The sequence below is a fragment of the Flavobacterium araucananum genome, assembly GCF_002222055.1.
Lineage (GTDB): Bacteria > Bacteroidota > Bacteroidia > Flavobacteriales > Flavobacteriaceae > Flavobacterium > Flavobacterium araucananum.
On the sequence record NZ_MUGS01000048.1, the window covers coordinates 1 to 11,930 of the forward strand.

Below are 11,930 nucleotides of genomic sequence, written 5' to 3' on the forward strand. Positions count from 1 at the left end.
ATTTAATTCAATGTAATTCATAATAAAAAGTATTAATAATTAAAAAATAAAGCCAATGTTAAAATAATTAAATTATAAAGGGAATGAATTATTAATGTATTTAAAAAGCATGTTTCTAATCGAACCTTAGTAAGTATAATACTAAAAATAAGTTGAGGCATAAAAAGAAAGACTAACTCCAAATGATTTAAATGATTTAATTCTTCCTCATTATAATTATCAAAATGTATCATCACAAAACTCATAATCGAAAAAAAAAACAAGTAAAACCTTAGTTAAGCCATGATAAATTATGTTTTCAAACTGATTAACTAAAATCATTACTATGAATAATGAGATAATAATTTGATGGTAAATAAACTTTGATGATAAAAGGAAAACAAAGCAAATAACAATACTAATGACAAAATACTTACTTTTTTTTAATGATAATCTAAATGCAAGTTCTTCTAATAATGGAGAAAAGAAAATCGCCCCAATACTACTCCAAATTAAATTATTAATAAACCTTTCCTCTATTTTACTGCCTTTGGGTTCTTCTAAATTCAGAAAAAAACTTATACTTTCTATAAAAAGAACAATACCAATGGATAATACTAAATACTTAAAAATGTAAATAATATTTTTTTTTCCAAAAGTCTTTAAGAAAGAGTTCATTCTCTATTTTAATTAATTATAATTACCAACTCCCACTTGATACCTGACTATCTGAAACGGAATTCCATCCAGATTTAAAATCTTCTATCGCATCATATACTGCAGCGGCATCAAGTAGATAGGAAACAACTCTAAAAATACCTCCTCCTTCAACTTCCTGAATCTCTTGAGCGTTGAGCTTTAATAAATTTAAATTTTCTAATTCCATAATTTAAAGTATTAAAAGGTTAGTTAATAAACTTCAACAAAAATTATTTTGTCGGGTACTTTTTTGTTACAACAAACTTATAAGACTTCCGTCTAATAAAATTGGACGGAAGTTTAAATTATCTATTCTATTTTAAAAATAATTCTTCTTCTATTTCAGGATATTGCGACTTTTCAAATGTGATTATTTTAGTGTTTTTTACTACAAAAATAGCATCACAATCTTTATAAAGACTTTCAAGAATATGAGAGGAAATAAAAACAATACTAGTTTTGGATAATTGCCTGATATAGCTCATCAATAAATAATTTGATTCTAAATCCAATCCATTGAAAGGTTCATCAAAAACATAAATGGAATATTTTTTTTGGAGCAACGCATTCAAATAGGCTTTCTTCTTCATCCCTGTAGAAAATTCCTTGATAAATTTATCCTGAGGTACATCAAACATTTGAAAATTATTACTCTCAATATTTAATAATTCCTGGTAAAAAATTGCAAATTCTTTTGCAGTCAATTCATCATAAATTACAGGTTCAGTAGGACACCAAGCTATTTTGCCATGAAGAGAGGATTCTGTCGCATAAGCAATAGAACCATCAAAGGCAGTTAAGCCCATTATACACTTAAATAAAGTAGTTTTTCCCTCTCCGTTTTTCCCTACAACACCATAAATTCCATTTTTAGATATCGAAATCGAAATATTCTGCAAAACGGTCTTATTTTTATAGGATTTATTTTTTATATCAATTTTAAACATGCTGTATAACTTTAATTGTTTTAATTGATTTTAAATACAAAAACGGAATAGCAATAACAGATATTCCCAATGGAAGCATACTTAAAAAAAGAGTAAACATAAGTTGATGTTTAAATTGATTATTAAAAAATGAATATTTGAATATGATATTAAGTATTGGAATAGTAAAAATTAGAGGAGTAAAACATAAGAAAACCCATTCTTGAAATAAGCATAGCACAATAATTAACGGTATCGTTATGATTAAAGAATTCACAATTGCCGTCTTGAATTGTTTATAGAGGTAATCCTTCCCGCAATAATGACTTATTTTTATGCTTTCATAACCTTCCCTTTGAAAAGAAGGTAGAGCACTAAATAATGAAGCTACAAAAAACGAAGCTCTGATAAGATTTTTATTGTGGTATAAATCTCCAACAACGACCAAAAAAATAGTTATAGGGAGAAATAAAATTAATTTATTTCTCCGCCAGCACATATGCCAAAATGGATCAAACAATCTAAATGGGTACTTAATTATTTTACCGTAAAATTCCGGAGCAATAATAATGTAAGTAACTGTTAAGGCAAGATATATTAAAGCCAGCAAGTACTCTTTATTAATAAAAAACAAAGCCAAATAGAAGGAACTATAAACAAAATATTCTCCAAATAATATTAATTTCCATTTTCTATTTAGTTTTAGTAATTCAATGTCTTTTCTGTTTATATGATAGAAAAAAATATCTAAAGAGAACAAAAGTGAGTAGTTTCTTATGACTTGAAATTTTTCATTCAAACAGAAAAAAAACAGCAAATAAGCAAACAGAAAAATTACTAAAGCTAATTTATCCTTAGGAGGGAGAAATTTTCTTAGACGAATTAATAACAAAGTTTGAACTACATTTATCATATTTTATAGTAAAAAAAGGAGCGAATCACTAAATAGTAAATACGCTCCTTTAAATTTCCCGCAATTAATACGCTTGATGTGTTCCCCATAATAGGAAAACTGCAATCACTAATGGGATAATCCCACCGTCGATCTCCTGAATTTCTTGAGCATTAAGCTCTACTAATCCAAAATCTTCTAAATTCACTAATGCTAATTCCATAATTTCAAATATTAAAGGGTTAGTTAATAATCTTTAACAAAAATTATTTTCTCGAGAACTTTTTTGTTATAGCAAACTTATAAGACTTCCGTCTAATATAATTGGACGGAAGTTAGAACCTCCAAAAATTTCTATTGATTCATCATCTTTAATGGTTTTTAACGAAAAGTGTACTATCAACTCAAAAGAGGTTTCATAATAAAAGCTTTCTCTTTTTTTACAATATTTTACTGGGCCATCAAATTCTTTAATAACCTCTAATTCATTATAAAGCTGGCTTCTGCTTAAGCACAACTTTCTTGCAAACATGCTGGGTGTACCCGTTTGTTCAGAACTAATTAACTTGTGTATTCTTTTAATTCTTTCAATTTGTTTAATAAAATTCATAGTTATTGACTTTAAAATTAATAAAACACAAAACCTTTTAAGAATTTAAAAACAGTTATGTTAACTAACTGCAGATAATTCTTTTTATATTAAAGTTGAAATTAAAATAGTTGTGATTAGGAACCGTCCATTATAAGTTTTAAAAGTATCAGGATGGGACAATTGCATTTGTCTTTAAAAAGAATTGACATGGATTTTTTTGATGATACATTCATAAGAGCAAATAGAATGTCCGGCGGGATCAGGACAAAAATTCATCTATAGATATAGCTTTATTATTAAAAGTTTTTTCTCAATTGCTCCCTTTACAAGAAATCGAATTCCTGGATGATATCAATAAAATATCTATTCAGGAGTCGCAGTATTCAACTTAAATAGGTAAAAAAATCATCTTAATGTTATTTATTTAAGAAAAATAGTATAATAAAAAAATATAAACTACACTTGTAGCAACTAAAATCTTACTTTAATTTTTTTAAGCAAAATGTAAGTTGCAGAAAATTAAATTGATGTTGGTTATTTTAAAACAACTATTTATTAATTAAAATTTAGAAATTATGAAACTAGAAAGTTTAAAATTAGAGAAGTTTAAAGATTGTACTTTAAAAAAAGAACAAATGTTTATGCTAAATGGCGGGGGTATTAAATCAGACCCAGATAATATTTGCGCTGAGCATGGAGCATCTGGTGAGTTAAAGAATTTTGATTATGGTTATGATTCTAATAGAAATGGAGTTATGACATTTCATGACCGAAGCAACGTACAAGATATTTGTTAACTAAAATAACTTGTAAATGAGTTAATTTTTTTCAATTATGGATTGCCTCAAATACAATTCAGAATTGTTTTTTGAATACTTTCAATAGTTACTTATTTCGTTTTAACCTAACAAATTATTATTTTGAGAAAAATAGATACAATATCCCTAATTCTTTTAATAAATATTGTTTTTATAAATATATCATTGGGACAAAGCCCGATAAAATATAAAACCTATAATCAAAACAATTTCGAAAAAAATAAAATATTTGAGGAAGTATATAATTTATGGAATGAAAAAATTTATTGGGTTCCCAAATCAAATGACAGCACATCTTATTTTGTTGATGACCGGAATTATAAAGGAACAATTAATTACGGAGTAATATTTCGAAGCAAGACTTATAAAAATTTTCATTATATAGAACATTTATCCATGTGTTTTTTAAAAGTAGAGATCAGTAAATGTACTTATAACCCAAAAGATAATAGTATAGCTATAGAAGGTTTTGTGAGTGGAAATGATGATTGGGGTTCGAACGTACTAATTAAAAGAAAAAAAATAAAAAATTATATTGACATTTTTATTGGAGAAAAAACAGATACTATAAAGGTTCGTTATCTAGGTAAAATTGTAAATAAAGATAGTATAAAAGTATCACTAAAAAACAAAGAAATAGATCAGACTTCTACAATTCTGGACATATTTCCTGCTTTTTATTTTAAAAAACATTCCCCCTACAGAACAATTCTTGGGACAAAACAGCCTTTTAAAATAAGCGGAAAAGTTACAAAAAACACTTTGCTTGCATTTGGTTCAGTCTCAAGTTATTCTGAGATTTTTGATTTGGGATCTATGATTTATGATCCACAAAAAAATCAACAAAAAAAAGTAATCCAAAAGGAAAAACCTGAGTGCAGACCTATAATTACTGCTAACAAGTTAATAGCAGATATTGAAAAAGAAAAGACACAAAAGCAAGAAATCACTTATTATACCGCTACACAAAAAGCCGAGAATTATATTCTAAGCAGGCAATATGCGAAAGCTAAAGAAGAATATAATTTGTTGAGTCAAAATTATCCCATATTGTTTGCCAGAGATATTCATAACGCTGTTCGTTGCGCGATTTTGTCCAGAGACATCAAAGCTGCTTTTGTATGGAGCGAAAAACTGGCTCTAAAAGGAATTGAATTGCCGTACTTTAATGCTAAGATTTTTAATAGTTTACGAAAAAATCCGGAATGGAAAAATTTTAGTCTAAAGTACGACTCAATCTGTAAATTGACCCAAAGCAACTGGAACCTTAATCTAAAAAAAGGACTAGATGACTTAGTCAACGAAGATCAGGCTGATTATGGATTGGAAAACCGAAAAAAACCGAAAGAATTATATGAAACCTCAGAAAGAGTAACCGGTAAATTTATTGATTTATTAAAAAAAGAAGGTTACCCATCCGAAGAAAAAATAGGTGCCTATATAAAAAGAGATACCACTTTGATATCTTTTCCTGATTTTAATATTCTAATTATTCATGCTCTGCAACAAAAGCCCGAAAATCTGGCTGTTTTAAACGAACTGCTGCATAAAAGCATTTCTTCTTTCGAATATGACAGCAAGAGAAGTGGTAATAATGGCAACGAATTTGATTCTTGTTTTCATATTTACAAAGGCAATCTATACAATTCAAAATCATGTGGAACAAGAAGTGATGTAGAGATTAGAAAAATAAGTTTCAAATTCAGCAATCCTAATAGTTTTATTATGGATTATGGAAATTTTTTGATTGAAGCATACAATCCTAAGAATCCAAAAGTCGCAGATGATTATTATGCCGAAAACTTCAATCTCATCATGAAACTTACTGACGACTGGGAGTTTTATGACAAATAAAAACAGACTATGATTTTGATATACAGCAAAGATGTCGATGATTTTGTTAATAATGTTATGGATTGTTTAGACGAAGATTTTGTAAGGATAGGAGAATCTGATAAAGTGACCATTGAAGCTATAAAAATTGATTTTGAACACCAATATGATGAAATAATTGACGAATATTTTGTTTTTTTAATTAGTAATAGGCTTATTTTTTTTAATTCAAATCCAGCTTTATTTCCTAAAATGAGTACCGAATGGAATTCACCGAGTTTGATAACAAACATCATTATTGATTATGATGAAATCATTCATGATTTTAGTGCTTTAATACCTCAATTTGAGTCATTAAAATGTTCTTATATTCAACTCCGATTTTATAAAAACATACGCATTGATTACATAAAAAGTATTGTTGAATTATTAAGAAAAGAAAAATCAAGAATTGTGTCTATCGATTTTATATTACCATATTCTGAAAACTTAAATTTAGAAGAATTAAATCACAAAATAAAAACCTTTAAAACAAAACATTATACCATCATATTGCATATCGCAATATGCAATATTAAATTATTACAATATAGCCTACTCCTCATACATCTCCATCCACAACCTTGTCTCTTCTAAATCCAGTTCTTTCTCAATCTTCCTGAAAATCTCTTCATTGACAGAACCGGATTTGTGCATTGATTCCAGTTTACCGCGTTCTACATTCAAGAGATCAATTTGTAGTTTGGTAAAATCGTTGAAGATCTCCCCACCCATTAATTTTCCTTTTCCGAAAAAATTGGCTGGAAGTTCGGTTTTTTGAAGGCGGTTGAATTTTACTTCGTATTTGCTTTTTATATTGTGCAGTAAATCATCGTTGAGTAACGAAAAATTATCTTCGATATGGGTGATGGTTTGCGAAACGATCATGTTCCGAATTTCGTATTCTTCGGCAATTATGGAATATGGTTCTACTTTTAATTTCTTGATCAGCCATGGCAAAGTAAGTCCCTGAATGACCAGGGTAGATAGTATCACGCAAAACACGAGATAAATAATCAGATTTCGCAATGGGAATACTTCTGATTCGTTCATCATTAACGGAAGTGCCAAAGCTGCTGCCATCGACACCACACCACGCATTCCGGACCAGCCAAAAATAATCATGTTCCGGAAATCGAATTCTTCCTGCAAACGGATTTTTTTACTGATAAATCTCGGAAGCAAAGTTGCCGGAATTACCCATAAAAAGCGCACCAGAATAACGACCAAACTCACCGAAGCCCCCCAAATAAACAAAGACCAACCGGAATAATCGCCGATTCCTAACATAATTTGTCGCAACTGAAGCCCGATTAAGATAAAGATCAAACCGTTTAGGATATTCGTTAGAACACTCCAAATTGTTCCCGTCATGATTCGGCTTTCGTGTGTAAAAATTGTTCCTGATCGCGCCGAAAGAAAAAGACCGGTCGCCACTACGGCAAGAACACCCGAGGATTCAAAATGTTCTGCTATTAAATAAGAAGCAAAAGGCGTTAGCAAGGTCAGGGTAACTTCGATCACCTCATCGCAAACAAACTTTTTATGAATATAACTCATGATATACCCAACGGCTAAACCTATGGCGATTCCTAAAACCGACATGACAACAAAATTTAATCCGGCTTGCCAGAGCACAAAATTTCCGGCTGTAATTGCCGTCAAAGCATATTTGTAAGCCACCAGACCACTCGCATCATTGACCAGACTTTCGCCTTCGATAATGGCAATCAACCTTGGGTGCAAACCCAATCCTTTTGTTATAGAAGTGGCCGAAACCGCATCAGGCGGAGAAACAATTGCCCCCAATAAAAAAGCCAACGGCCAGGAGATATCAGCTATCAACAGATGAGCGGCAACGGCTACAGCAACAGTCGTAAAAAGCACCAATCCTACAGCTGCCAAAGTAATGGGTCTAATGGTTTGTTTAAAATCTGACCAGCTGGTGTACCACGCTGCATGGTATAAAAGAGGTGGTAAAAAGACAATAAAAACCACTTCGGGACTTAAGGCAATTACCGGAAGACCCGGAATAACGCTAATGATTACACCACAAAGTACCAGTACAATTGGAATTGGGAAATTGTATTTTTTACTTATCAGGCTCAAAAAAGCCACCCCAAAAAGTAACATGATAATAACAGTAATATTTTCCATTTCGAATTGTTTAGTGATTTTGGCGGTAATGAGAGTACGAATATAATATTTTTAAATCTTTGAGAAAACTATGAATGTACAGAGTCTTTTTTTGCCACAGATTAAAAGGATTAAAAAGTTTTTTATCTCAATGCCGAAAATAAGAAGCATCATATACCCCAACTATGCGGATTTATGTAAAGTGAAACGCTTTTTTGGGATTTGCTAAACCTATGTTTCCAGGTGTTAAAAGATTTTTTCTCGCAGATTAAAAGGATCTAAAAGATTTTTATCTCAATACCGAAAATAAGGAGCATCATATAACCCAACTATGCGAATTTATGTAAAGCGAAATGCTTTTTTTGCATTTGCTAAACCTATGTTTCTATGTGTTAAAATATTTTTTGCCACAGATTAAAAGGATTAAAAAGATTTTTTTTTAATAGCTTATCTTTTTTATTTGAGATCAAAACATGTAGCAACTTTATCAAAAATCATTATAATTCATTTATCCCGATAGCTATCGGAATGGTAAAAAGAAACTAGGTGACAAAATCTCTTTTAACCAAATTTTATCATAGTTTACATCATAAATAACCTAAAAAAAATTACATTTGAACCTTAAATTCATTGCCTTACATTATGATTCAGAAAAGAAATTTTATTGGTATGCTTGCCTTACTGGCAGTCTTTTTTTATGCACCACTAACCTACTCTCAAACCACACCTAAAAAAACCGAAACCCGATCAAAACTATTTGAAGAATCTGCTACAGACAGCGATTATTTAATGGCAATCGAAAAGGTGGGTGAAGTTTTAGAATCTGCTCACAATGACGCCGAGTTTGACGGAAACAGTCATCACTTATTTGGCGAAATCAAAAGAACACAAAGCAAACTTGATCTTATTCTGGCAAGTTTAAAAGGAGCGAATCCTAATGTGCGCAATCAGCAAATGTATCGCATTGTGCTCAAAGAGATTCAGCAGGAACTTGACGATCAGAATGCAGCAATCAATTTACGCAATCAAAATCTTGAAAAAATTAAGAGGCGGGTAATCGATTTGCGCAAGGACACAACCCTAATGGCTCTTTTGAAGGATACGGTTCGTCGCAAGCAATTTAGCAAAGAATTCGCGAATCTTAAAAAGAGATACCTGACTACAGACAGTCTGATGACTAAAAATCAGGGAATTCTAAATACGAATAAAAGGATTACAGTACAAAGAAAAATTTCGGTTTCGAATGCCTTAATCGTAGTAGAGACCAGACTTGAGCAATCCGGAATTAGCATGCTTAAAAAAGAATATCCTGCCTTATGGAGTACAAGCGATTCTGTCAATAAAAAAGTAGTAGGGCAAAATATCAAAGCCAAAGTAATCATCGAAGAAAATGTAGCTGCTTATTACCTCAGTTACAGAGCTGGCGGTCTGATCTCTTTATTTTTATTAATGGGATTACTGGGTTGGTACATTTCACGCAATTTAAAATACCTTAAAAGCAACGGACATACTGAAAACCTGGCTAAGTTTAACTTCAAATATTTAAACAGAGGTATTATACTTCCGGTCGCTGTTATTGGGCTTAATATAGCCGTAGTAAGTAATTTGTATGCTCCGGCAATGTTTATCGAAATTATTCAGTTGGTACTTCTGGCAGTTATTACTTTTCTTTTTAAAGACAATTGGTCAAAAGGATCGATGCGCAATTGGGTCCTTTTGTTAATCTTATTTTTTATCCTGTGTTTCTTAGACCTTTTTATTGCAGTAGGATTTATACAACGTTGCGCTTTTATTGTGATCAATATTTTAGGAATTCGTTATGGTTTATTTCAGATCAAAAGCATCAAAGACCAACTTTATATTAAAGGATTTTTAAAATGGGCCACTATAATTTTTATAGGTCTGAATGTTTTGGCAGTACTTAATAATATTTTCGGACGGGTTTCGCTTGCCAATATGTTAAGCCTTACCGCTTTTATCTCTATCACTCAAATTGTCGCCCTGAGTGTACTTTTGAAAATAGTGTTAGAGATTATACTTTTACAAATTTACACCACAAGAGTTAAACGTGGCATCGAAAAGATTTTTGACTACGAAAGCTTGTCAGATACACTGAAAAAGCCTTTTATAATTGTCATTAGTTATATGTGGATTATCGTTATCGCAGCAAACCTGAATATCTGGGAATCGTTGCGTACCGGATTGGCTACTTTATTAACACATCCTAATACGATTGGAAGCATCACTTTTACGTTAGGAAACATTGTATTGTTTTTTATCATCATCTGGGTTGCCCATTTATTACAAAATTATGTCGCTTACTTTTTTGGGGAAGTTGATGATGAAAACGAGGAAAACATCAACAAAAAACAACACTCTAAATTACTCATCACCAGACTTGTTGTGTTAATTTGTGGTTATCTTCTGGCGGTTGCCGCATCCGGAATGCCATTAGACAAACTAAGTATTTTGCTGGGAGCTTTGGGTGTAGGTGTTGGACTTGGACTACAGAGTGTGGTTAATAATTTTGTTTCCGGTATTATTTTAATTTTTGATAAGCCTATCCAGATTGGTGACGTTATCAATGTGAGCTCTGAAACCGGTCGTGTAAAATCGATGGGATTGCGTACCACCAAAATCAACTCAGCAAATGGTGCCGAAATTATTATCCCGAATGGTAATTTACTATCTCAAAATATAACGAACTGGACCTATACGGACAATTTTAAATTGGTAGAAATTGCCATTGAAGTTACCGGAGACGTTTTGCCTGAAGATATTAACGCACTTATCTTAGAATCTCTTGAAACTATGGAGTTGGTGAATAATACCAAACCTCCGCAAATTTATTACAACTCGATTTCAGAAGGGCAATTTAAACTGCTGGTAAAATTCTGGTGTAGTATTTACCGTACCGAAGAAAGCATCAGCAGCGCACGTCAAGTACTTTTTAGTAGTTTTAAAGCCAAAGGTTTAACCCTTTCAACATAAAAAATTATAAAACAAACCCGTTGAGTGTAATTACTTCGTCTGTTCGCTTCGCTTGGGTCAATATATATAACACATAGAAACATAGATTTTTTTAGCTAAAAAGAATGCAAAAAGAAATACATTTCTTTCACATAGCCAGGCTATGTGTATTTTAAATAAGTGAAACGCCTTTTTTAAGGTCCAAAAGCTATGTTTCTATGCGTTAAAATAAAGTACACCCAACGATAAAACCTGTTTAGATTATATCTTAAATCCTTCAAATATTTAATTTGGAGGATTTTTTTTGAAGCAGATTTCCAACATAAACATTAAGATCACTAACTCTTTAAATTCAAAGACGTTAATTTAAGAACAAATCGATTACAGAATTAACCCTAAAAGCGTTAAAATTATCGGTATGCCCTTGATTACTTGTAATAGAATTAATCCTATCTTAGCAGAGTTAAATGAATTTTGGCATTAAATCAGTCTTAAAAAAAGGAGAAATAGCCTCTTAAAATTTTAGGTATTGCGCTAACCTCAGAATAGTTTAATTTTAAACCTATAAAAATTAGCATATTCAAAATGAATAAACAGCATTACAATCTATTACTAGCCGATGATGATGAAGATGATTGCGCTTTTTTTAAAGAAGCCCTTGACGAATTGTCGCTTCCTGTATCTCTTGTGACTGTAAATGACGGAGTACAACTGATGGATTTTTTAGCCCATAATTTCTCTACTAATTTGCCGGACATACTTTTTCTTGATCTCAATATGCCCCGAAAAAATGGTTCAGAATGCTTGACTGAAATAAAAGAAAAAGAAGAATACAAAAATCTTCCTGTTATTATTTTTTCTACCTCTCTCGACAATGACATTGTAGATCAGATGTTTAAAAAAGGTGCAACCTATTACATTCGCAAACCGGGCGAATTCTCTAAATTAAAAAAAGTGATCGAAAATGCGCTAACCATAGCATTCGAAAATAATCTTAAACAACCTCTAAGAGAACACTTTATACTGCAACCCTAACTGATTTTTAG

At 31.2% G+C, this 11,930-nt stretch carries 12 protein-coding genes; 5 read left to right on the plus strand and 7 right to left on the minus strand.

Annotated features, from left to right (window positions below; all coding sequences use genetic code 11):
* Nucleotides 1-219 precede the first annotated feature (219 nt).
* The 6 genes from B0A64_RS19025 to B0A64_RS19050 form a co-directional block, all read right to left on the minus strand.
* Nucleotides 220-657, minus strand: coding sequence for a hypothetical protein (locus B0A64_RS19025; protein ID WP_089481078.1), 438 nt, complete (start codon nucleotides 655-657; stop codon nucleotides 220-222).
* A gap of 22 nt (nucleotides 658-679) precedes the next feature.
* Complete coding sequence (locus B0A64_RS19030) at nucleotides 680-865, minus strand: hypothetical protein (protein WP_089481079.1); 186 nt, start codon at nucleotides 863-865, stop codon at nucleotides 680-682.
* A gap of 127 nt (nucleotides 866-992) precedes the next feature.
* Nucleotides 993-1,625: an ATP-binding cassette domain-containing protein gene (locus B0A64_RS19035; RefSeq protein ID WP_089481080.1), complete on the minus strand. Its 633-nt coding sequence runs from the start codon at nucleotides 1,623-1,625 to the stop codon at nucleotides 993-995.
* Nucleotides 1,618-2,517, minus strand: coding sequence for a hypothetical protein (locus B0A64_RS19040; RefSeq protein WP_089481081.1), 900 nt, complete (start codon nucleotides 2,515-2,517; stop codon nucleotides 1,618-1,620). The genes B0A64_RS19035 and B0A64_RS19040 overlap by 8 nt, the downstream gene beginning before the upstream one ends.
* Nucleotides 2,518-2,581: 64 nt before the next feature.
* The gene (locus tag B0A64_RS19045; protein WP_089481082.1) at nucleotides 2,582-2,719 is read right to left on the minus strand and encodes a class IIb bacteriocin, lactobin A/cerein 7B family; all 138 of its coding nucleotides are present in this window, start codon (nucleotides 2,717-2,719) and stop codon (nucleotides 2,582-2,584) included.
* 66 nt (nucleotides 2,720-2,785) lie between these two features.
* Entirely contained in the window at nucleotides 2,786-3,106 is a 321-nt protein-coding gene (locus B0A64_RS19050; RefSeq protein ID WP_089481083.1) for a hypothetical protein, read from the minus strand.
* A 557-nt stretch (nucleotides 3,107-3,663) separates the two neighbouring features.
* Here B0A64_RS19050 and B0A64_RS19055 point away from each other — a divergent pair.
* The 3 genes from B0A64_RS19055 to B0A64_RS19065 all read left to right on the plus strand — a co-directional run bounded on the left by B0A64_RS19055 (nucleotide 3,664) and on the right by B0A64_RS19065 (nucleotide 6,375).
* Nucleotides 3,664-3,885, plus strand: coding sequence for a hypothetical protein (locus B0A64_RS19055; RefSeq protein WP_089481084.1), 222 nt, complete (start codon nucleotides 3,664-3,666; stop codon nucleotides 3,883-3,885).
* Nucleotides 3,886-4,008: 123 nt separating this feature from the next.
* Nucleotides 4,009-5,760, plus strand: coding sequence for a hypothetical protein (locus B0A64_RS19060; protein ID WP_089481085.1), 1,752 nt, complete (start codon nucleotides 4,009-4,011; stop codon nucleotides 5,758-5,760).
* A gap of 9 nt (nucleotides 5,761-5,769) precedes the next feature.
* Complete coding sequence (locus B0A64_RS19065) at nucleotides 5,770-6,375, plus strand: hypothetical protein (protein WP_089481086.1); 606 nt, start codon at nucleotides 5,770-5,772, stop codon at nucleotides 6,373-6,375.
* Here the strand turns inward: B0A64_RS19065 and B0A64_RS19070 are convergent.
* Nucleotides 6,334-7,935, minus strand: coding sequence for a Na+/H+ antiporter (locus B0A64_RS19070; RefSeq protein ID WP_089481087.1), 1,602 nt, complete (start codon nucleotides 7,933-7,935; stop codon nucleotides 6,334-6,336). The two genes, B0A64_RS19065 and B0A64_RS19070, sit on opposite strands and share 42 nt — an antisense overlap.
* Nucleotides 7,936-8,556: 621 nt before the next feature.
* Here B0A64_RS19070 and B0A64_RS19075 point away from each other — a divergent pair.
* Together B0A64_RS19075 and B0A64_RS19080 are read left to right on the plus strand one after the other, a co-directional pair.
* On the plus strand, nucleotides 8,557-10,905 hold the full coding sequence (locus B0A64_RS19075; RefSeq protein ID WP_089481088.1) for a mechanosensitive ion channel family protein: 2,349 nt from the start codon (nucleotides 8,557-8,559) through the stop codon (nucleotides 10,903-10,905).
* Between the two features lie 564 nt (nucleotides 10,906-11,469).
* Complete coding sequence (locus B0A64_RS19080) at nucleotides 11,470-11,919, plus strand: response regulator (protein WP_089481089.1); 450 nt, start codon at nucleotides 11,470-11,472, stop codon at nucleotides 11,917-11,919.
* Nucleotides 11,920-11,930 lie beyond the last annotated feature (11 nt).

Bases quoted from the DNA above. Each gene is read 5' to 3' on its own strand.
- B0A64_RS19035 (WP_089481080.1), bottom strand. From the start codon at position 1,625: ATGTTTAAAATTGATATAAAAAATAAATCCTATAAAAATAAGACCGTT.
- B0A64_RS19055 (WP_089481084.1), top strand. From the start codon at position 3,664: ATGAAACTAGAAAGTTTAAAATTAGAGAAGTTTAAAGATTGTACTTTA.
- B0A64_RS19070 (WP_089481087.1), bottom strand. From the start codon at position 7,935: ATGGAAAATATTACTGTTATTATCATGTTACTTTTTGGGGTGGCTTTT.
- B0A64_RS19050 (WP_089481083.1), bottom strand. From the start codon at position 3,106: ATGAATTTTATTAAACAAATTGAAAGAATTAAAAGAATACACAAGTTA.
- B0A64_RS19025 (WP_089481078.1), bottom strand. From the start codon at position 657: ATGAACTCTTTCTTAAAGACTTTTGGAAAAAAAAATATTATTTACATT.
- B0A64_RS19040 (WP_089481081.1), bottom strand. From the start codon at position 2,517: ATGATAAATGTAGTTCAAACTTTGTTATTAATTCGTCTAAGAAAATTT.
- B0A64_RS19045 (WP_089481082.1), bottom strand. From the start codon at position 2,719: ATGGAATTAGCATTAGTGAATTTAGAAGATTTTGGATTAGTAGAGCTT.
- B0A64_RS19075 (WP_089481088.1), top strand. From the start codon at position 8,557: ATGATTCAGAAAAGAAATTTTATTGGTATGCTTGCCTTACTGGCAGTC.
- B0A64_RS19080 (WP_089481089.1), top strand. From the start codon at position 11,470: ATGAATAAACAGCATTACAATCTATTACTAGCCGATGATGATGAAGAT.
- B0A64_RS19065 (WP_089481086.1), top strand. From the start codon at position 5,770: ATGATTTTGATATACAGCAAAGATGTCGATGATTTTGTTAATAATGTT.
- B0A64_RS19030 (WP_089481079.1), bottom strand. From the start codon at position 865: ATGGAATTAGAAAATTTAAATTTATTAAAGCTCAACGCTCAAGAGATT.